20 protein-coding genes are annotated in these 22,218 nt (G+C 38.8%); 17 read left to right on the forward strand and 3 right to left on the reverse strand.

Features of this window, described 5'->3' with window-relative positions:
* Position 1 precedes the first annotated feature (1 nt).
* The 5 genes from moaB to J8L70_RS03415 are packed head-to-tail and all read left to right on the forward strand — an operon-like array spanning position 2 to position 2,372.
* Positions 2-541 (forward strand): molybdenum cofactor biosynthesis protein B, encoded by a 540-nt coding sequence (gene moaB, locus J8L70_RS03395; RefSeq protein WP_211054072.1) that lies wholly within the window; start codon positions 2-4, stop codon positions 539-541.
* Between the two features lies 1 nt (position 542).
* Entirely contained in the window at positions 543-1,013 is a 471-nt protein-coding gene (gene moaC, locus J8L70_RS03400; protein WP_211054073.1) for a cyclic pyranopterin monophosphate synthase MoaC, read from the forward strand.
* Complete coding sequence (locus tag J8L70_RS03405) at positions 994-1,272, forward strand: MoaD/ThiS family protein (RefSeq protein WP_211054074.1); 279 nt, start codon at positions 994-996, stop codon at positions 1,270-1,272. The genes moaC and J8L70_RS03405 overlap by 20 nt, the downstream gene beginning before the upstream one ends.
* Positions 1,272-1,727, forward strand: a complete 456-nt coding sequence (gene moaE, locus J8L70_RS03410; RefSeq protein WP_211054075.1) for a molybdopterin synthase catalytic subunit MoaE — start codon at positions 1,272-1,274, stop codon at positions 1,725-1,727. Before J8L70_RS03405 ends, moaE begins: the two co-directional genes overlap by 1 nt.
* Complete coding sequence (locus J8L70_RS03415) at positions 1,728-2,372, forward strand: MOSC domain-containing protein (protein ID WP_211054076.1); 645 nt, start codon at positions 1,728-1,730, stop codon at positions 2,370-2,372. It begins immediately after the preceding gene.
* Between the two features lie 83 nt (positions 2,373-2,455).
* Here J8L70_RS03415 and J8L70_RS03420 read toward each other — a convergent pair whose 3' ends face one another.
* Positions 2,456-6,316: an AAA family ATPase gene (locus J8L70_RS03420; protein WP_211054077.1), complete on the reverse strand. Its 3,861-nt coding sequence runs from the start codon at positions 6,314-6,316 to the stop codon at positions 2,456-2,458.
* A 554-nt stretch (positions 6,317-6,870) separates the two neighbouring features.
* Here J8L70_RS03420 and J8L70_RS03425 point away from each other — a divergent pair.
* The 6 genes from J8L70_RS03425 (at position 6,871) to gap (ending at position 13,331) form a co-directional block, all read left to right on the forward strand.
* Positions 6,871-7,137, forward strand: a complete 267-nt coding sequence (locus tag J8L70_RS03425; protein WP_211054078.1) for a hypothetical protein — start codon at positions 6,871-6,873, stop codon at positions 7,135-7,137.
* 314 nt (positions 7,138-7,451) lie between these two features.
* Positions 7,452-8,441 (forward strand): glucokinase, encoded by a 990-nt coding sequence (gene glk / locus J8L70_RS03430; RefSeq protein WP_211054079.1) that lies wholly within the window; start codon positions 7,452-7,454, stop codon positions 8,439-8,441.
* 43 nt (positions 8,442-8,484) lie between these two features.
* Complete coding sequence (locus tag J8L70_RS03435) at positions 8,485-9,498, forward strand: LacI family DNA-binding transcriptional regulator (RefSeq protein ID WP_211054080.1); 1,014 nt, start codon at positions 8,485-8,487, stop codon at positions 9,496-9,498.
* 314 nt (positions 9,499-9,812) lie between these two features.
* The gene (edd, locus tag J8L70_RS03440; RefSeq protein ID WP_211054081.1) at positions 9,813-11,663 is read left to right on the forward strand and encodes a phosphogluconate dehydratase; all 1,851 of its coding nucleotides are present in this window, start codon (positions 9,813-9,815) and stop codon (positions 11,661-11,663) included.
* 33 nt (positions 11,664-11,696) lie between these two features.
* Positions 11,697-12,317, forward strand: coding sequence for a bifunctional 4-hydroxy-2-oxoglutarate aldolase/2-dehydro-3-deoxy-phosphogluconate aldolase (eda, locus tag J8L70_RS03445; RefSeq protein WP_211054082.1), 621 nt, complete (start codon positions 11,697-11,699; stop codon positions 12,315-12,317).
* A 9-nt stretch (positions 12,318-12,326) separates the two neighbouring features.
* Positions 12,327-13,331 (forward strand): type I glyceraldehyde-3-phosphate dehydrogenase, encoded by a 1,005-nt coding sequence (gene gap / locus J8L70_RS03450; RefSeq protein WP_211054083.1) that lies wholly within the window; start codon positions 12,327-12,329, stop codon positions 13,329-13,331.
* A 108-nt stretch (positions 13,332-13,439) separates the two neighbouring features.
* Here gap and J8L70_RS03455 read toward each other — a convergent pair whose 3' ends face one another.
* Positions 13,440-14,738, reverse strand: coding sequence for a leucine-rich repeat-containing protein kinase family protein (locus J8L70_RS03455; RefSeq protein WP_211054084.1), 1,299 nt, complete (start codon positions 14,736-14,738; stop codon positions 13,440-13,442).
* 79 nt (positions 14,739-14,817) lie between these two features.
* Entirely contained in the window at positions 14,818-15,531 is a 714-nt protein-coding gene (locus J8L70_RS03460) for a YebC/PmpR family DNA-binding transcriptional regulator (protein WP_211054085.1), read from the reverse strand.
* A 178-nt stretch (positions 15,532-15,709) separates the two neighbouring features.
* Here J8L70_RS03460 and J8L70_RS03465 point away from each other — a divergent pair, with 178 nt between their 5' ends.
* The 6 genes from J8L70_RS03465 (at position 15,710) to J8L70_RS03490 (ending at position 22,211) form a co-directional block, all read left to right on the forward strand.
* Positions 15,710-16,204 carry a hypothetical protein gene (locus J8L70_RS03465; RefSeq protein ID WP_211054086.1) on the forward strand — a complete coding sequence of 165 codons (495 nt, stop codon included), beginning with the start codon at positions 15,710-15,712 and terminating at the stop codon, positions 16,202-16,204.
* 227 nt (positions 16,205-16,431) lie between these two features.
* Positions 16,432-18,261 (forward strand): protein translocase subunit SecD, encoded by a 1,830-nt coding sequence (gene secD, locus J8L70_RS03470; protein ID WP_211054087.1) that lies wholly within the window; start codon positions 16,432-16,434, stop codon positions 18,259-18,261.
* A complete protein-coding gene (gene secF, locus J8L70_RS03475; protein WP_211054088.1) occupies positions 18,254-19,189 on the forward strand; it encodes a protein translocase subunit SecF in 936 nt (311 codons plus the stop codon). The genes secD and secF overlap by 8 nt, the downstream gene beginning before the upstream one ends.
* 100 nt (positions 19,190-19,289) lie before the next feature.
* Positions 19,290-19,766 carry a GreA/GreB family elongation factor gene (locus J8L70_RS03480; protein ID WP_211054089.1) on the forward strand — a complete coding sequence of 159 codons (477 nt, stop codon included), beginning with the start codon at positions 19,290-19,292 and terminating at the stop codon, positions 19,764-19,766.
* 256 nt (positions 19,767-20,022) lie between these two features.
* On the forward strand, positions 20,023-20,451 hold the full coding sequence (locus J8L70_RS03485) for a hypothetical protein (RefSeq protein ID WP_211054090.1): 429 nt from the start codon (positions 20,023-20,025) through the stop codon (positions 20,449-20,451).
* A 221-nt stretch (positions 20,452-20,672) separates the two neighbouring features.
* Complete coding sequence (locus tag J8L70_RS03490; protein ID WP_211054091.1) at positions 20,673-22,211, forward strand: glucan biosynthesis protein D; 1,539 nt, start codon at positions 20,673-20,675, stop codon at positions 22,209-22,211.
* Positions 22,212-22,218: the final 7 nt, after the last annotated feature.

Consider the following 22,218-nt stretch of genomic DNA (forward strand, 5'->3'; position numbering starts at 1 on the left):
AATGACTCATACAACAAAAGATAAAACTTCATTAAATATTGCGGTATTAACAGTCAGCGACACCCGTAATGATGAAACCGACAGCTCCGGTAATTACTTAGTACAAGCATTACAAGGTGCAGGGCATACATTAGCCGATAAAAGCATTGTTAAAGACGATGTTTATCAAATGCGCGCCGTTGCTTCACAGTGGATTGCCGATAATACAATTCACGCTATTTTGGTTACGGGTGGCACAGGATTTACTGAGCGCGATTCAACCCCAGAGGCATTTGCTCCTTTATTTGATAAGTCGGTAGATGGTTTTGGCGAATTGTTTAGGCATATTTCTTATGGTGAAATTGGTAACTCAACGATTCAATCTCGTGCTTTAGCTGGTTTGGCGAATAACACGGTTATATTTTGTATGCCGGGCTCCACCGGTGCGTGCAAAACAGCATGGACGGGTATCATCGAAGATCAACTTGATTCAAGTCATCGGCCTTGTAATTTTGCCCCGCACATTACGATAGGTAAAAAATGTGAGTCACGGGAGCAATAACATGTTGAGTCATGTCGATGAGAACGGTCAAGCCCATATGGTCGATGTGTCTGTTAAAGACATTACCCTACGTGAAGCGCATGCAGAGGGGTTTATTAGTATGAGCCGCCTTGCTTTTGAGCAAGTGATTCAAAACGAAAATAAAAAAGGGGATGTACTGGGGGTTGCACGGATCGCAGGCATTCAAGGGGCAAAAAAATGTGCCGATTTAATACCTCTTTGCCATCCGTTGGCATTAACCAAGGTGGCCGTTGACTTTGAAATAGACAAGGCCAAAACGCAAATAAAAATAACCAGCTATTGTAAATTAGCCGGTAAAACAGGGGTTGAAATGGAAGCGTTAACCGCGGTCTCTGTTGCTGCGCTAACCTTGTTTGATATGTGTAAAGCAGCCGATCCGACAATGCAAATCCATGGTATACAAGTAACACAAAAAAGCGGAGGCAAACACGGTGACTGGCAGCGAGATTAACAGCACAGGCAAAGTGACCTTACTGTTTTTTGGTCAATTAAAAGAGCGTTTAAACTGCGACTCATTGGTATATACCTTAACTGAACCCGCGACAATTGAGGCAATTAAACTCGATTTAGCTTCTCAGCAGCCTAATTGGCAACCTTGGCTTTGCGAGCGAGAGCTATTAGCGGCACTTAATCAAACTATGGTCGGTAACGATACCGTGGTTAACAGTGGTGATGAACTTGCCTTATTTCCACCTGTAACAGGTGGTTAATGAGCATTTTAATAAAAGTACAAAGCGAAGATTTTGATCAAGGCGACTTACACAAGAGCTTAAGCGACAACAAACGTGATGGCGCAATTGTTACCTTCACTGGATTAGTGCGTGAATTTAGCGCAGGCGATAACGTAATTGCCCTTGAACTTGAACACTATCCCGGCATGACGCAGCAACTACTGCTTAAGATTGCCGAGCAAGCCAAAGTACGCTGGTCGTTAGGTAAAATAGTGATTGTACATCGAGTTGGGTATTTACCTTTGGGTGAGCAAATTGTGTTTGTTGGTGTGAGTAGTCAACATCGATTGGCGGCATTTGAAGGTGCGCAATTTATTATGGATTATTTAAAGAACCAGGCTACTTTTTGGAAAAAAGAGCATTTTGAACACAGTTCAAAGTGGGTTGAATTTAAACAAAGTGATAAACATGCACTGGATAAGTGGAAGTCATAAATGCGCATAATATCAACGAATATTTCACCCGTTAAAACTCTACAGTACAAGGGTAAAATAGTTAAAACAGGCATATTTAAGCAACCCACTGAACAAAGTGTTGATATAAACACGTTTCATATTGTAGGTGATGAACAGGGCGACTTAGTTAATCATGGTGGGGTTGATAAAGCCGTGTATGCCTTTAGTGAAGGGCATTACGATTATTGGCGAAAAACACTTAATAACCCGCAACTGCGTTATGGCGTGTTTGGCGAAAACTTTACGATTTCTAAGCTCGATGAAGCGCAAATAGCCATTGGTGATAAAATCCGAATAGGCAGTGCTTTACTTGAAGTGAGTCAACCACGTGTACCGTGTTTTAAGTTGGCAATCGCGCTTGATAATAAAGACAGCTTAAAGTTGTTTACTCGTTATTATCGCACCGGAGTCTATTTTAGAGTATTAGAGCCTGGCCAAGCTAAAACAGGAGACTCTGTGATTATTCAAAAAAAAGCACAGCAGAGTGTGTCTGTTATGACGTTGTTTCAGGCTTATTTTGATAATACATACCCAGACAAAGAAGCCATTTTACATCACGCATTAACCATTCCCGAACTAGCACAAGAATGGCGTTTAAAGTTACAAAAAAAGCTGTCGGTGTAAACACGAGTAATATTTACTTAATAAGTCACTAAACAGACTTATATCATCTAAGCCTGTTTAGTGTTTTGTATCATCAAAAGTACTTACTTGTTGAGTAATTGATCTATTTCGTGACCCATTAATGACTCTTTTTCTATTAATGCTTGCGCTACGCTTTTAAGTAAATCGAATTGCTCGGTTAATAGTTTTTCACATTCTTGCTCAGCCGTATCTATCCAACGTTTTACCGCTTGTTGTGCTGTTGCTAGTAAATCACTTTCTTCAAACTTAGTTAATATTGCGATATTAACAGCGCCAATGGCGGGCTCTATTCCTGCGTAATACACGCCATGCATAGCAAGTTTAGTGGCTTTGTCTATATCGCTCGTTGCGCCGGTACTTATTTCATCAGCGCTACCCGCATACAGTTTTTCAGCAACGCGTCCGGCTAATAAAACTTGAAGTTTTCGCATAATTGTAACCTTAGAGGCGCTATCGTAGTGCGTACTTGCACGGGTAGCAACAAAGCCTAAGGCCTGATTACGTGGTTCAATAGTAATAAAATCAATATGCTTATTGGGGAACAATAAATGGTACGCAATTAAATGACCTGCTTCATGATAGGCCGTTCTACGTTTTTCATCACCACTTAAAAACAAGTGTTCAGAAGGTGAGCCATAACGCACACGTACCATGGCTTGCTCAACTAAGGTTTCACTTAATTGTTGATTATTTGAAACGGCAAATTGAATGGCTTCTTTTAAAACTTGTTGTATCTGGGCAGGCGACATGCCTTGCGCAAGAGCGACTAAGTTTAATAGTTGTTGTTCACTCCAGTGTAAATTATGAAGTGCTGCGTAGCGGGTAAAAAACAGAGTTCGGGCGTCGGTATTTGGCAAATCACAATAGATGGTTTCGTCAAATCGTCCTGGGCGTGTAATTGCGCTATCAAGTTTCTCTGGGTGATTAGTGGCAGCGAGTACAAATAACTGGCTGGTATCATCAAAACCATCCATTTCAGTTAATAAGGTATTGACGGTTAAATTAGCATCGAGGGCTGCGCCACTGCTATTACTGGTGCGAGCACTGGCAATCGCATCAATTTCGTCAATAAATATAATGGCGGGTGCATACTTTCGTGCTGTAGCAAACAGCTTTTTAATATTGTGTGTTGTGCCCCCATGATGTGCTGCAGATAAATCTGCCGCTGATATAGCAAAAAAAGGTAACTCACATTCACCTGCAACTGCGCGAGCAAGTAAGGTTTTTCCTGTACCTGAAGGGCCTGCAAACAAATAACCTGAAGGAACACTGATGCCAAAATGGTTAAGTTGCGATGGGTGTTTTAGCCATCCAATAACATCTTTTAAACGCTTTTTAGCACGATCTAAACCGATAACATCATCTAGTTTTGTGTCAGGAATAGAGTGTTTAAACAGATCGCCATTACGAAGGTCATCAGAGTGAACAAGTTGTTTTGTGCTTTGCTCATGTAACGTGACATTTATTGTCGTATCCGCAGTATCTACCGATATTTGATAGTTCAGCATTTGATTCTTTTTACGCATTTTGTCTAAATTTGTTTCGGTTTCAATGTAGTAATTAACGCGCGTAAACATAGCTGTTAATTCTTTGTTTAATAACAAAGAATTTAAATAAAAATGCTCTCTGATTTCTTCGTGCTGATAATTATAAAATGCATGGGGTTCGTCTCTTTCTAGCTGATAAGTAAAGATAATTAGAGCGGGGTTTTGTAATACTAACTCATCGACTAATTGGGCAAAGCTATTGTGATCTAACGTATCTACATCAATTAGTAGTGTACTGGGTCTGTTAACTTTTAATGCATCACAAAGCAGTGAAGGGTGACTACATAAAACAATTTCTTCATTAACTAAGGAGCCGGTAAGGACATCAAATACTCTAGGGTCATCGTCAAGTACCAGCACTTTACTTTTGTCGGCGTTAGAATTTATGCTATCGACGGTGACATTTAACACGGTGTTTGTTTGTTGTTCATCAAGTAATACAATGGCTTTGTGCAAAATGCTGGCTTGCAACTCACTTAATGCGCCTTGTATTAACCGCATATTAATTTCTGGGGATAATGTTTTAAGTAAAAAACTCGCAAAATGCTCAGGCCAATTAAATGTGATACCCGAGATGTGGGTGTTTTCACTTTTCAATGTCTCTTCTACGGTTTTAATAAAATGATTAATTTTTAAATTAGCAAACAAGGCAGGGTAGCCTTTTGATAAACGGCTAACAAATTCAGGCGATAAACCTTGTCCTGTTTGTCCATTTTTAGAGGTACGTAATACATCAAATACATCAACCTGATGAGTGTTTTGATGTTCGGTAAATAAATCTTGACCTAAATTAGTCGTAAAAATAATAATCGTTTGACGAAAATCAACACGCTCGCTGCTCGTTGAATCTATGGTGACGCCAGAGTCTAAAATACTCAAAAGAGATTGGATAACATTAGGATGCGCTTTTTCTATTTCATCAAATAAAATAATATGTCGGGGCTGTGCGCGTACCATGTTAGTTAACAAACCTAAGGCAGCATCGGTATATTGATTACCTGATCCCATTAGTTTTTTTGCATCGTCTTTATGAGTAAAATGTTCCATATTAAAGGTGCTAAAACTATAGCCTGTCTGCTCTAATTTATTCAGTTGCTCTGCAAATAAATTGGCTGTATAGGTTTTTCCTACCCCTGATGGCCCGGCAAAAGTATAAATAGTCCGAGGCCCATACGATACATGTAAGCACGAAGATAAATACCCACGCGCAACGCCTTCTAGGGCCAACTTTTGACCCTTCACTGATTCACCAAGATCGTGTTGTAATGATTGTGAAAGCTTAATTGATTTTACACTGCGGTTTATGACTTTATTTGTACTTATTAAATCACTGATGTATTCATCATTAATCTTGAGTAATAAAGAAATTAGCAAATCACTGTCAAGTGTATTGTGCGCTAGTGCGTGCGATAAGCTTTGTGAAATAGGCATACTGAAATCAAGGTTAAAAACGGTCCGTTTCGCTTGTGCATACCAGTTTGTGGTATTTCCTTTATCTGAATCAAACGTACGAATATCAACGTGCTCACTAATATTTGTGCGTAGTGCATATACCGATGGGGCAAATTGTATTTGATATTCGTGACAATCAAATGCGTGGGCTAATGAAGAGAGCATTTCTGGCATATTTAAAATGGCGGCAAAAATCACATCGTAATTAACTTGCGCGAGCTTTAAATTAGAAAAGTCATTGGCGGATATACTCTTACTGGCATTTTCACTTAGGTATTGCGCCGTTGATACAAGTGCTATCTCATCTATCAACTCTTTTGCAATCGGATCAAGCTGGGAATATTGCTTTTTAATATCAAACGGTAATATCACTGATTTTTGTGGTTTATTATTTAACAGGTTGTTTGATAGTTCGTTAAAAAAATCTTGTCGTGCTGATTCATTATGTTTTTTATTACTGTGTATTAAGTCATCTAACAGTGGTTTTGCCAAGGAAAGCGGTTTTAGTTGTGGAAAAAAATTATTCAGTAACTGCATGACTGAAATCGGCTCACCTTCTTTTACATCGGATGCATTGAAATTTTTGCTATCAAAAAAGTGATCCATCGATAACGTATTTTCATCCAATGGTGAAACAATTGGTAAATATAACGACACGTTTGCAAGTAAGTGTAAAAGTGTGTCTTCATCAATAAATTGAATGTCTTGTGCGCTAACGCCAAGTAATGAATTGGCTGTTTTATAAAGCTTAAAACTAATTAACTTATTTTCTAATGGGGTATCTTTTAATGTCCAATCAATTAAAGCCATGAGCACGGGGGTTAAGCAATCTTCATCGGATAAACTACTAAAAGGCAGGGGATCATTTTTATAAATGATTTCTTTTTGGTGAAAAAACTGAAAAATAAATTGCTTTAAAGACATAAAATTAATCCGTTAAAATAGAATAAAACTAAGATGATAAATGCAGTACACAGTAATAAAACAACGTGTTTAATGTGTAATGTATACGCTATTAAATATCAGCATTAATCATTAATTAAACATAGTTATCAATCGCTTGTAACGCATTGTATGAATATAGTGTACAGGATTGTGAAAGGGAATATGGGTTTATTTTTATCATAAAAAATAATCAAACAGAGGTAATAATAGTGACTCATAAATTGATGTTTTAACAACAGGGTACACATAAGATAGAGACCGTTTTTTAGTTTATAACCATGTGCGTAAATGAGATTACCTGCATGATTACATCAATCAAATACCCTAAAGTGTGCTTTGCCACTATAGTTATAATGTGCGCAGAAAGACGGCGCTACGATATAGTTTCTCGGTATAAATATCATATCCGCCGAGCGTGTTCTGCTTAGCCAAGTGCGTTATTTAATCAATGCAATGAAGTTTTATAATGATCTAAATTAAAAATTAAGTTAGGTGATATGTTTATTATTTTAGTAACAATATGGGGAGTATTAATGTTCAAGTGCGTTGTAGCAGAATATAAATATTATCAAAGTATTAAGGTTTATGAGCCTGAAATTTGGATGGCTATTGCCAAGCCGACCGTATTTATGATCCCGTTTTTATTTATCTCGAACAAAAAACAAAAGCTTTTACGTACGGCTACAAATGAAAAAGTGCACCAATGTGCTAAAAGGTTTAGAAAATCGGCGATAATATTTATCTGTTACCTAGTTGTGGTATTGGTTGGAGCGATTATCTATTTTAAAATCCACCGTTAATTTATCCTTTATAGCGAAGAGCATGTTTATTCGGTGCCTGTATTTTGAGTACACACCAACAAAATTTTAGTGTAACCACGCGTTTTATTTAAATGCTGTGAATATAAAAGAAAGGGGCGCGGCATTTGCTGCTAGGTTTATTACATTTAAACGAATTTAGTTATTGCTTTAATTATGACACCGGTGTCATAATGTTTACGTTTATTCATTTTTGTTATTAAAACCATTGGCTGCATAGTCTACTTCAGACAATCTTAAATTTTATAGCTAATATAACAAATAATAAAGCATTACTTACACCAAAGGATAAGGCGATGAGTTCACAGACTAATAAAAATTTTTCAGCTGTTTTAGTGGCCGATGTAGGGGGAACCAACGCTCGGTTTGCATTAATTACCGATTTTAATGAACAAACAAACCAGTTTGTTATAGAGCATAATCAAACCTTTCCTAGTGCTGAATTTTCATCTTTAGAAAGTGCGACACAAAAATACTTAAGCACAATCGCTCATATTTCTCCAAAACGTGCATGTCTGGCTGTAGCAGGGCCAATAAAAGCAGGTCAAGTTAATTTAACCAACTTAGGTTGGCATTTTAGTGTGGCTGACTTTAAAGCGCAATTCGCCTTTGACCAACTTGAAGTTATCAATGATTTTGCAGCATTTGCTTATGCTGCACCATTTTTAGATAAATCTAAAAATAGTCTTATAAAAGCAGGCCAAGCAGACGATAATGCGAATATTGCCGTAATGGGGCCTGGTACCGGGTTTGGTGCCGCTGCTTTGGTACGAACGGCTCAATCACGTGCTGTTTTAAGCTGTGAAGGCGGCCATATTTCATTGGCCAGTGTCACTGAGCTAGATGCCCAATTAATTGCGGCATTAAAGCAGCAACACCCGCATGTTTCTATAGAAACCGTTTTTTCAGGTCCCGGCATTGCGCATTTATATCAAGCAATGTGTGCTGTTAAAGGTGTATCAGCCAAACCAATCGATGCGGCACAAATTAGTGCACTTGCTAATAGTGGTGAATGTGAAGTGTGTGATGCAACTTTAAATCAGTTTTGTGACTGGATTGGTAGTGTTGCCGGTGACTTAGCATTAACGTTTGGAGCATTGGGCGGTGTGTTTATTGGTGGGGGGATATTACCTCGCATGCAAGGACGTTTGCTCGAAAGCCGGTTTGTAGAGCGTTTTTCACAAAAAGGGATTATGTCGCAATATACAGCGCAAATTCCGGTTACGTTAGTAACGCAAGATAATATCCCACTGATTGGTGCTGCAGCGTGTTTGCATAACAGTTAATCATAATGGCGTTTAGATAGGTTAACCTTTAAGGTCATCACTGATGAAAAAAGTAACAATAAATAGCGTTGCAAGCCATGCCGGTGTATCTAAAAAAACCGTGTCGAGAGTATTAAATAACGAACCAAATGTTAGCGCGAGCACACGAGAAAAAGTACTTAATACGTTTAAAGAGCTAAATTACTCACCGAGCCCTATTGCAAGAGGGCTTGCGCAAAATCGTAGCTTTATTATTGGTTGTATTTACGATAATCCAAGTAAAAGCTACATTACACGTGTGCAAACAGGTGCTTTAGCCGCTTGCCAAGAGAATAATTATAACTTGTTAATACATCCGTGTGAGTTACGCGGTGAGGCATTAATAGAGAACATTCAGCAGTTATTTCAAACATCACGTCCTGATGGCATTGTATTAACTCCGCCGTTTTCAGACTTTGCTGAAGTGGTCGAGTTTTTAAAATCAAAAAATATTCCTTATGCCAGAGTTGCCTCTGCAACGTTAAAAGATGACTCTATTACTGTTAGAAGTAATGACGAGCAGGGGGCATTTGAAATCACCCAACACTTAATTGAGTTAGGTCACAAACAAATTGCTTTTATTAAAGGTCACCCCGATCACAGTGCAACTGCACAGCGCTTTAAAGGGTATTTACGGGCTTTAGCACAAAATAATATTGAATTTAAAGATGAGCTCGTGGAAGAGGGTAACTTTAGTTATCACTCGGGGGTTGATAGTGCTCGTAGTATTTTAGATTTATCGCCTCGACCTACGGCGGTATTTGCATCAAATGATTACATGGCAGCTGCGGTATTAAAGCTGGCCAGCCAACGTAAATTAAATGTACCCGATGATATTTCAATAGCGGGTTTTGATAATGCGCCTATTGCACGCCATATTTGGCCTGGGTTAACCACTATAGCGCAGCCTGTTGAAGAAATGACAAAACAGGCGGTAACGCAGTTAATTTCGCATATTTCGCAGCCACAAGAGGAGCCGTATCAGCTAACCTTAGAGGCTGAGTTAATTACACGAGAATCAACCGCTAAAATAAATTAAACGTTTATTTTTTCAACACAGCCTGAATTTTAGTGATGCTTATTTGGGCTTTTTTTTATTTTGTGTTTAACTGTTAGTATAGGTTCAGGTTATAGGTACTTTTAAAAAAGTATATTATTTTTAATGCTCAGGGTTGACACCGGTGTCACGCTCGTGCGTTAATACCTGACACCGGTGTCAGGGCTGTTGTGAGAGGCGTCCCTGAAAACGTACCTTTGAACGGGTAAATCAAAGCAGCTCAGTACAATTAATTTCGTGGAGTCTTTAATTGCTACTGAGCCTTTATCCTCTAACTAAATACAGTAGAGACAATTATGTTACATCCTCGAATTCAAGAAGTTACACAACGCGTTATTGAACGCAGTCAAGCCACCCGCCAAGCCTATTTAGAACGCATATCACACGCAAAAAAACAAACAAGAGTTCGTGCTGGTTTAGGATGTGGCAATATTGCTCATGTAATGGCTGCCTGTAGTTCAGATGATAAAGCTCGCCTTAAGGCTGATGAACAGCCAAATTTAGCTATTATCAACTCGTACAACGATATGCTATCGGCCCATGTGCCGTACAAAGACTACCCAGATTTAATTAAAGACATTGCTACTAAGTTTGATGCTACCGCACAAGTTGCCGGCGGCGTTCCAGCAATGTGTGATGGTGTTACGCAAGGGCGTGACGGCATGGAATTATCGCTTTTTTCTCGTGATGTGATTGCTATGTCGACAGCGATATCGTTATCGCACGACGTATTTGACGGTGTATTTTGTTTAGGTGTATGTGACAAAATTGTCCCAGGGTTATTAATTGGCGCATTATCTTTTGGCCATTTACCTGTTTATTTCTTACCTGCTGGCCCAATGCAATCAGGTATCCCAAATAAAGAAAAAGCACGTATACGCCAACAGTTTGCGCAAGGCTTAGTCACTCGTGAAGATTTACTAGAAGCTGAAAGTGCTTCGTATCATAGTGCGGGTACATGTACTTTTTATGGTACTGCTAACTCAAACCAAATGTTAATGGAAATAATGGGATTACACCTACCAGGTAGTTCTTTCGTAAACCCTTACACCGAGTTACGTGATGGTTTAACAGGTAATGCTGTTGAAAACATGCTTAAAGATTTAACACAAAACAGTGAATTAACCTGTTTAGCAGACGTAATTAGTGAAAAAACCATTATTAATGGTTTAGTTGGCTTGCTGTCTACAGGTGGTTCAACTAACCATGCAATTCATTTAGTTGCGATTGCAAAAGCAGCGGGCGTACAAATTACGTGGAAAGATATGTCTGATCTTTCTCAATGTGTACCGCTATTAACTCGTATCTATCCAAATGGCTCTGCTGATGTTAACCACTTTCAAGCAGCTGGTGGTATGGGCTTTTTAATGAAAGAGCTTGCCAAAGGTGGCTTTTTACATACTGATGTAAAAACCATGTTAGGCGAAGGTTTAGCCCCATATATGAGCGAACCACGCTTAGATAAAGACGATAGCTTGATTATGAGTGACGCAAAAGGCCCATCTAAAATTAAATGGGTACCTTGTCCAGAAAACTCACTTGATGAAGAAGTTCTTCGCCCAATTGATAATCCATTTAGCAAGCAAGGTGGTTTACAGCTATTAACTGGTAATATTGGTAAAGCGGTTATTAAAGTATCTGCTGTAGCGATAGAGCATCAAGTGGTTACTGCTCCGGCGAAAGTATTTAGCTCGCAAGCTGCATTACAAGACGCATTTAGCCGTAATGAGTTAAATGAAGATTTTATTGCGGTATTAAAAGAGCAAGGCCCTAAAGCAAAAGGGATGCCTGAACTACATAAGTTAACGCCAGTAATGGCAACCTTACAAGACCAAGGTTATAAAGTTGCTATTGTTACTGATGGCCGTATGTCTGGCGCATCAGGTAAAGTACCTGCCGCTATTCATTTAGCACCAGAGGCGGTAGAAGGCGGTATTATCGCTAAAATACTTGATGGCGATGTCATCACTTTAGATGCACCTAATGGTATAGTGAAGGTTCATGTAAGTGATGAAGAATTAGAAAAACGCGAATTACAACTTAGCCAACCGCCGCAAACATACGGAACTGGCCGTGAGTTGTTTGAAGGGTTTAGAAACATAGTAAGCAGCGCCGATTTAGGTGCAAGTTCTTTCGGACTCGAATAATAATTAGCCGTACTGGGTAATGAGGAATAATTAATGAGTATAGAGAAAATTTTAGCTTCGGCATCGGTTGTGCCAGTGGTGGTGATTGACAATTTAGAAGATGCAGCCCCTCTAGCTAAAGCACTGTATAACGGTGGCCTAAAAGCCTTAGAGATTACGTTGCGTACACCTATTGCAGCACAGGCTGTAAAGTTAATGAAAGAAGCGGTACCACAAGCGTATGTTGGTACTGGCACTGTTATTGATAAAGCAAGCTTTGATGCTTCGGTTGAAGCTGGGGCTGACTTTATGGTTAGTCCAGGTGTTAATGAAGAATTAATTACCCTTGCTAAAAGCTCTGATATTCCTTTTTTACCTGGCGCTGCGACTCCAAGTGAAGTGATGACGCTTGCTAGCCATGGTTTTAAGTTTTTAAAATTTTTTCCGGCAGAGGCTGCCGGTGGTACCGCGATGCTTAAATCGATTGGTGCTCCAATACCTCAAATTACATTCTGCCCAACTGGCGGTATAACCCTAGCAACTGCGCCAGATTACTTAGCACTTAACAATGTTATATGTGTTGGTGGTACGTGGATGCTAGATAAACAATTAATTCAAAACAAAGACTGGCAAGCCATTGAAGCGCTTGCTCGCCAAGCAAGTGAAGTTAAATAGGAGTTTATAATGATAAATGTAGCAATTAATGGCTATGGCCGTATTGGTCGTAACGTACTTCGCGCTCTTTATGAGTCAGCACAAAATAACGAAATCAAAATTGTAGCAATTAACGATTTAGCACCAGCTAACGTAAATGCTCATTTAACACAGTACGATTCTGTACATGGTCAATTTGCACAAAAAGTAACATTACAAGATAGCACAATGTTAATTGGTGATGATGTAATCACACTAACGCAAGAACGTGATCCTGCAAACTTACCGTGGAAAGAACTAAACGTAGACATCGTTTTAGAATGTACTGGTTTTTTCACTAAACGTGAAGATGCAGCTAAACACATTGAAGCAGGCGCTAAAAAAGTTATCGTATCGGCACCAGGTAAAGGCTTAGACGCGACAGTAGTACATGGCGTAAATAGTGGTGAGATTAATGCTGATAGCACTATTATTTCAAACGCTTCGTGTACAACAAACTGTTTAGCACCTATTGCTAAAGCAATTAACGACACAGTCGGTATTGAACAAGGTAGCATGACAACAATTCATGCTTATACGAACGATCAAAACTTATCTGACGTTTACCACCCAGATCTATATCGTGCGCGTAGTGCAACTCAGTCTATGATCCCAACTAAAACAGGTGCTGCGGCAGCCGTTGGTTTAGTTTTACCTGAGCTTGCTGGTAAATTAGACGGTATGTCTGTACGTGTACCTACTATCAATGTTTCTTTAGTTGATTTTACGTTTATTACTAAACGTGACACAACGGCTGAAGAAATCAATAGCGTAATGAAAGAAGCTGCTGAAGGTTCTATGGCGGGTATTTTAGAGTTTAACGAGCTTCCGCTTGTATCTATCGACTTTAACCATAACCCTGCATCTTCAATTTTTGATGCAACACAAACTAAAGCTGATGGTAAATTAGTTAAAGTTATGGCTTGGTACGATAACGAGTGGGGTTTCTCAAACCGCATGTTAGACCAAGTAAAAGCATTAGGCGCTTACCTATAAGCGGACATGTAACAATTTAAGCTTTATCCACCAAAGCCACGTTTATCGTGGCTTTTTTAATGCGTAAATTATATTAATAGTAAACTTAAGCGCGTTTTATAGGGCGGATTAAGATTTATTTGCTTGTAAAGTTAATAATAGCGTAGCAAACGACGGGCGATTACTTATTGGCTGTTGTTCGGTGGTTTTCACTATATCCATTAATAAAGTAAACAATGTACCTTGTTTATCATGAGCTGGAACCGTACTCAGCAAATCTTCGATTAAGCGAGTAAAGGCGAATACTTCAATTAATTGCATTTGTTTTTGCTGATATTCACTCAGTGTCTGTAAATTAGTCGCAGCGCCAAAATCCCCAAATAATATATCAGCCTGTTTATTAATAAGCGTATTATGCGCGTATATATCACCATGGCTTACTTTATTTGCGTGTAAATGGGTCAATGTATCGAGCATTTGTAAGGCAATTTTATAAATCTCCTCTACAGAATAATGACAATTAGGACTAAATGTATCACGCGTACAAGTTTGTAAACTTGGTGGTAAGCCTAAGTTTTTAAAGTCGGTATCTATTAGCTCCATAACCAACCCTAATTGTTGTGGCTGTTCGATATAGGCAAACACCTTAATTAAATTTTTATGATCCCCAGCTTGTAAGCAACAATTAACCTCATCAAGCGGATAGCCATCGCTGGTGATAGCACCTTTAAATAGCTTTAATGCCACAGTAGTGTGCTGTGTTTTAGCTAAATGAATAATCCCCGAAGCGCCACGGCCTATTTCTTTTATTAACTTATAATGCGCCAGAGATGTATTGCTAAGCGAGCATTGTGTAAGGCTATTTGATTGATTAAATTGATTACCAGCAAAGGCAAGCCATGCTAGTTTTGGTAGTTCAAACAACCAGTTATCTAGCTTTGTTAAGTTATTAGCCGACAACCTTATTAACTCTAGCGCTTTACAATTAGCCATATTACTAGGAAGTTGTTTGATCTGATTTCCCGCCAAAGCTAACTTTTTAAGTTGTGTATAATTACCAAAGTCGTTGGGTAGCTCAGTGAGTTTATTATCTGTAAGAATTAACCATTGGATATTCTGTGGCAAGCTGTTTGGGGCAAACGCACTAATTTTATTTCCTTTAAACGCAACCATAATCAGAGCAGGGCATTTAGCAAGCACTTTAGGGATATGGGTGAATTGATTAAATGATAAAAACACGCGTTTTAATTTTTGTAAACAGGCAAATTCATCGGGTAAATCACTTAACTGATTATTCGATAAATCGAGTACTTCAAGTGTGTCGGCTAAGGTAAAAATATCACTTGGAAAGTCAGTTAAGTGTTCTACTAGCTGTAAATGTGTCGTGCCACGTAAAGTGCCAGCGCGCAGTTGTGCTAAGGTTTGCATAGGTTCAGGCCATATTTAAAGTCTTAAAACGAAAAAAGCCAACAAAGAGTTGGCTTTTTAAATGTATTAACAACCGAGTTTAAAACTGGGCGTTATGATATACATTTTGTACATCGTCACAATCTTCTAGCATAGCTAAAAAGCGCTCCATAACTTCTACATCTTCGCCTTCAATTGGGGCTTCTACTTGCGGTACAAATGCAATTAAGTCTTCGTCAAACTCTGTAATTCCCATTTCTTCAAGCGCGGTACGGGTGTTGTTATACTCCGTGTGCGGAGCAAAAACGGTGACTTTACCTGCTTCAACTTCTACATCGGTAACATCCACATCGGCCATCATTAGGGCCTCTAACACGGTTTCATCGTCATCACCGTTAAATACAAAGATAGCAAGGTGATCAAATAAATGGGATACCGAATTTTGCGCACCAATTTTAGCATTTGCTTTGGTAAAGCACACACGCACATCGGCAAAAGTACGCTTGTTGTTATCGGTTAAACAATCAACAATAATCATGCAATTACCCGGGCCGTAACCCTCGTAACGTGTTGCTGCGTAGTCTTCTCCGCCGCCGCCTTTTGCTTTTTCGATTGCGCGTTCAATAACGTGCGCAGGTACTTGATCTTTTTTAGCGCGTTCAATTAAACGGCGTAAAGCAAGGTTTCCATCTACATCAACACCGCCATTTTTAGCGCATATGTATATTTCTTTACCGTACTTAGAATAAACTTTAGTTTTAGCACCCGCAGTTTTAGCCATTGAATCTTTTTTGTTTTGGTAAGCTCTTCCCATCTGCGTTTCGCCTTAATATAAATTAAATAATTAAATAAATTTTTGTTGCTGTATTCTAAAGGTAAACGCGCGGTATCGCTAGTATATGGCGTTAATAATTAGTTTTATAATAAATGACTATTGTTTTATTGGGCATCGACCCAATATTAGTAATGTGTTGATGTTAAAGTTGAAATAAATGTTTAAGTTGAGGTTGTTACTTATTGTTGCATTGTTTTTTGCCACACTCTTTAGTGTACAAAATGTAAATGCAAGTACAGTTAATAACACTGAACAAGCGCCCTTACTTTTAACACACACTATGGTACAAACCGATATACATGGCTTACAACTACTAAGGCTCTCGGATCACCCTTCATTGCAAGCTAAAGCGGTAACAAGGCTTCATCAACCCAATAAAAAATTACCTAATACTGATTATACCGCTCATCAAAGCCGCTTAACGGCCAGTAATACATTTTACTTTTTACACCATTTTCAAAATGAGCCGCAGTACGATGTTGTTTTTGAATTTTTTGCACAACCCCTGCAAAGGCAGATATTTCTCTCCCCAACTGCAACGGATATCATATCTGCATGGTATACGATGCAAGGTAAGCGTAAGAACTCGCGTTTAAGTTATTGGAAAGACGCAAACCTGCTTTATAAAGCGGCTAATACCTACCACGTTTAATTTTTCTTATATTTTATTTTATCGCTTAAGTCTTATGGTCTTAAGCTTAAAACTGTACTTGTTATTTAACCCTTTGTTATTAATAGCTTTAATTTAGCTTTTTAGATGCGAGTTTAAAACAGGGTATGCGCTTAATTACTTAATTGTGCAAAAGAATAACAAATTGGAATAAAACGACCAGCGCTTACACTGAGTCGTTACTGGCCTGCCAGTAATAAGGAAAAGAGATGTTAGAACGTAAAAAATCGTCTGCCTTGCGGACAAAATTTAAATTAAGCTATGTTGCAATGCTTATTGTATTAATTTTGCTTGGCATTAGCGCATTACCCAACCTTTATCCTAATAAATCGTGGATACACATTAGCAATGAGCAACAAAACACCTTAAATATAAAGACTAATGAGGTGATCCCGTTTTTAAATAATCATGGCTTTATGGTTGAAAAAGGCAGTGATGCACAATCGCAGCTTAGTCTATTGCTCGAAAACCCTAAAACCAGCGCACAAGCGCAAGCATTACTTAAAGCCCAATACCCTAATACAAAAGTAAAAATAGTAGAGCATGCTACCAGCCCATTTTGGTTACAACAGTTTGGCTTATCACCGATAAAGCTCGGACTTGATTTAAATGGCGGGGTGCTTTTTGTGCTTGATGTCGATTTAGATAAAGCACTTGAAGAAAAAATAAACAGTGCTTATTTACAAACAAAATCAATCATTGTTAAGCAAAAGGCTCATGGATTAAAAGCAATAAAGACGCGCACTGGGTTTGCAATTAACGTACTAGACAGTGCGCAAAATAAATTACAACCGGTGCTGAGCGAACTGACTCAACAGTTTACTAATTTAAGCCATTTACAAACTAATAATGGCAATTTAATGGTTATTAATTTTAACTATACCCCCGACAAGATTAATGTATTTAATAATCAAATTATGAGTCAAACACTCACCACGCTTCGTTCACGTATAGAAGAGTTAGGTATTACTGAAGCCGTTACTCAGCGACAAGGTAAGCACCGTATTCGTATTGAGTTACCCGGAGTACAAGACCCCAGTGAAGCAAAACGTATCATTGGTGCCACAGCAACACTTGGTTTTTATCAATTAAAAGACACTGGCGGACAAACCTTTACGATGCAATCTGGGGGCACCATTGAACTCGACCCGATACCTATTTTTACTGGTGAGCATATTAATAATGCAAATATTGGTCGTGATGATTGGGGCAAACCCCTTGTGCAACTTAGTTTAGATACTAAAGGGGGTGAGGCAATGTCGGCGTTTTCAAAAGCCAATATTGGTAAACCGATGGCCACAGTGTATTCGCAATACGAACAAAACGCTCAAGGTAATGTAATAAAAACCAGTGAAGTGATCAATGTAGCTAATATTGCACAACATTTAAGTTCGCGATTTAGTATTACAAATATGAAAAGCCAGCAAGCCGCCGCCGACTTAGCTTTATTACTTAGAGCTGGGTCGTTAACAGCGCCGGTTACTATAGTGCACGAACAAACTATTGGCCCAAGCTTAGGTAGTGAAAACATAAATAACGGATTAGCCGCATTAATGTTAGGTATGGGGATTACATTGGCATTTATGGCGTTGTGGTATCGCCGACTAGGCTTGATTGCGAATGTCGCTCTATTACTTAATTTATCATCGTTAGTCGGATTAATGTCATTATTACCCGGTGTTGTTTTAACTTTGCCGGGTATTGCAGGCCTTGTATTAACGATAGGTATGGCGGTGGATACTAATGTCATTATTTTTGAACGAATTAAAGAAGAAAAACGCAAAGGGCGTTCGCCTTATCAGGCAATACAAGAGGGTTATAAACAAGCGAGTAACACCATACTTGATGCCAATATTACCACTCTAATCACTGCAATTATTTTATATGCGATTGGGTATGGGCCGGTAAAAGGCTTTGCCATCACCTTAGCGTTAGGGCTGTTAACGAGTGTGTTTACAGGGGTATACGTATCAAAAATTTTAACTGAAACTTTGTATTTAAAACGTTGTAACAAAACTGGAGCGCAAACGCATGCTTAATACATTAAAAAAAGCCGGCAAAGGCACTCGTTTACGCTATGTAGGTCTCATCTTAAGTGCAATATTAGTGTTGTGTTCATTAGTCACCTTAAGTCAAAAGGGGTTGAATTTTGGTCTTGATTTTACCGGTGGGTATTTAACCGAATTTACCACTAATAAAACGGTGGATTTGGCTACTTTAAATCAGGTTATTAGTGATCACAGTCAGGGGAAATTTGTCTTAAGCTATCAAGGTAATCAACATTATCAACTAACACAAATGGCAAAGAGTAATAGCAGCGCAATAAGCAAAGACTGGCAAAAGGCGCTGAGCAATAGCGCAGACATTAATGCAACCGTGTTATCGTCTACGTATATAGGGGCACAGGTAGGCGATGAATTATTTGATCAAGGCTGTTTAGCATTATTTACTGCTATGGTGGTGGTTATGCTGTATTTAGCGGTGCGATTTGAATGGCGTTTGGCTGTTGGATCTGTGGTTGCATTAATGCATGACTTAGTACTTGTTTTGGGTGTGTTTTCGTATTTACAAATAAACTTTAATTTAACTGTTTTAGCAAGCTTACTTGCCATTATTGGTTATTCACTAAATGACTCGATTATAGTGGGCGATAAAGTTCGTGAATTACTGCGTTTAAATACTAAATATACGCTTAACACAGGCCGTATTATAAACAGTGCTATAAAAAGTACGTTAACACGTACATTAATCACCTCTGGTACCACTTTAGCGACAGTTGCTTGTGTATGGATACTTGCAGGCGTCCCTTTACAGGGATTTGCCATTGCCTTATTTGTTGGGATTGTCGTGGGGACATTTTCGTCAATTTGTATTGCCGCGACCTTGCCCGAAATGCTTGGCTTGAGCGTTAAAAATTATGCGCAAAAAATAGATGCTCATACTCAGCAACTACTCGATTTACCATAAACGATAAGGTCTTCGTTTAGGCGTTTAAAATAATGGAGTTAAACGCCTAAACTCGGTAACATAGCAGGATTATTTACTGTCATTGTAGTGTAAGCGTTTGATGAATAAATCACATGTTATAGAACACCTAAAATTTGCCCTCGAAACACAATTAAATAACGCCAAGCAAGCAGCGCAAGCTGCACATGATGCTGCCACACACGAAGAAAGCGTGGCAGAAACCCAATACGATACTCTCGGATTAGAAGCCGCTTATTTAGCCCAAGGCCAAGCCGAGCGAGTCAATGACTGTTACAGCAGCATTAAACAGTTTGAAAGCTGCTTTAAAGAGCCGTGTAGCAATAAAGTTACTGTGGGGTCGTTAGTGTGTTTAGAGCAAGACCATGCCCCGCATAAATGGTTTTTTTTAGGCCCTGCATCGGGAGGATTATCAGTACAGGTAAAAAACAACACGATTCATGTGGTCACGCCCAGCGCTCCTATGGGGATAGCTCTGTTAAATAAAATGCAAGATGATGAAATTACTTTAACGCTTGCCGGTGTAGCTCAACACTATATCGTTGATACAATTTTATAGTCAAACATGTGTTAATCGCGTTACGCCACTTCGCTACTTACCTCTGTTGTTTACAACGTTAGGTGCAAGCACGCCTTAAGAGATTTACGGTATCATTAAAATAGTGATACCTTTATTTATAAAATACTTATCAAAGAGATAGATTAGCAGCTAGCAAGCTCGACTTGGTTTTTATTTTAAGGATTATGTTTTATTTAAGGAGAGAGTTATCGAATATGCAGAAGAGTTTACAAAGCCAGAAAAACAAAAGAGAGTATTGCTGTTTATTTTATTAGCAACTCTGGGGCTGATTATTAATCATAAATGGTATCTTCCTTTTGTAAATGGGTATGTGAGTACCGTTTATTGCCAAACACCGTTTGGTTACTCAGGGGTTAGCGTGCTGTGGTATTCGTTATTTGTGGGGTTACCTCTTTTGGCTTCGCTTATAATAGGTGTTTTTACTATCCCAATTGGCTACAAAGGACTTATTGAACAGCAATTTCCACCGCAAGGGATGAAAGTATATAGACCCACTAAAATACAAAGGGGCTGGAAAGGGAAGGTTAAATCACTATCTCACCTATTTATCCCTTTGTTTTTTGTATCGTTTGCTATATGGGGCTATTTTCAAGTTGATAAAATGCCTCACAACGTCCCTGATAATTTTGACTATCGGGTGTGTAATACACCCATCACAGATTAGTGTTGCTGCACGACTTATTTCTTTATTTAATCGTCATTGCAATGACATATCATTTTTCTTCTGCTAAACAATTTAAACCTTAACTTTGCAACGTATGTATATTTTAGTAAACGTGAGTTCATATTTCGTTGCGTAGAATCTTTGTCAGTATTTAAATTAAGCGTGCGTTTGTTAAGAGCGCCAATTCTAATTAAACTCTATTGAGTAAGTGGAAAGTATTTATGAAGTTAACGTTTTTTATTACCATTGTTTTGATGAGTTCATTGTCGTTGCAAGCGGCAGAAACCAAAGATAAATCAAAATTTACATTTGAAGACTTAAAAGCACTTGCAAAAGCCGCTGCCAAAAAGCCTTACTCTCCAGGCGCAATTCCTGCCCCAGATTTAATTGACAAAATATCTTACGACCAACACTGGAAAATACGTTTTAAAGAACAAGAGACTTTCTACCCCAGTGGTTCGCAAGCGCCAGTGCAGTTATTTTACCCTGGTCGATATTTTCCTCAGCCGGTCAGTATTTATATGAGAGACGATAAAGGTAGCGTAGAAGAGGTGCCATTTAGTAATAAATTTTTTGACATGCCAGCGGATAGCCCAGCCCACGATCTTCCACAAGGGTTTGGCTTTGCTGGATTTAGAATTATGCGACCAGATATGAAGCCCGATTGGGTGTCGTTTTTAGGTGCGTCTTATTTTCGTACCGATGGTAGCGAGGGACAATATGGTTTATCAGCAAGGGGGATCGCGATTAATACAGGAATGAGTGAGCCTGAAGAGTTTCCACGGTTTTCTGCATTTTGGATTGGTCCAGCGCAAAATAACGATGAAAGTGTATCGGTTTGGGCATTGCTTGAAGGACCTTCTATTACGGGGGCTTACCGATTTGGTTTAACTAAAGATAACAAAAAGGCAAAAGGGCATATCACTTCGGTTAATGCAAATTTATATATGCGAGCCGATGTTAAGCGTTTAGGCATTGCACCGTTAACTAGCATGTATTGGTATTCAGAAAAAGATAAAACTAAAGCCAAAGATTGGCGTCCAGAAATACACGACAGTGATGGTGTTGCTATTCATACAGGAGCAGGACAGCATATATGGCGTCCGCTCAATAACCCAGAATCAGTGTCGACCAATAGTTTTTTTGATGAAAACCCACAAGGATTTGGCTTAATTCAACGAGACCGTGATTTTAATAATTACCAAGACGATGGGGTATTTTATAATAAACGTGCATCAGCATGGGTTAAACCTATTGGAGAATGGGGCAAAGGGGCGGTTCAATTAATTGAAATTCCAACTAAAGATGAAACCTTCGATAATATCGTTGCTTATTGGGTCCCCGAAAAGCCAGCACGTAAAGGGGATGAATTTACATTTTCATATGATATCCAGTGGCGTCCACTGGACCCTAAATCTAATAAGTTAGCCAGTGTGGTAAATACACGACAGGGTTTAGGTGGTATTCCTGGACAGCCTATCCCCGAGGGCGTCAATAAAATGGTTATTGATTTTACTGGGCCTGTATTAAAGGGGCTAGATAGTCACGGTGATATTAAGCCTGTTGTTGAAGCAAATAACGGTGAAATACTTGAACCCATTGGTGTTTACCCGGTAGTTGGTACCAATCAATGGCGATTAACTTTTGATTATAAACAAACAAATAAAAATCCAGTGAGTATACGTGCTTATTTAACCAATAAAAAAGATGAGGTTATTAGTGAAACATGGGTCAGTGATGCCACAGTAACTATAAAATAATCGTTAT

It is taken from the genome of Pseudoalteromonas sp. MMG010, from assembly GCF_018100905.1.
Classification (GTDB): domain Bacteria; phylum Pseudomonadota; class Gammaproteobacteria; order Enterobacterales; family Alteromonadaceae; genus Pseudoalteromonas.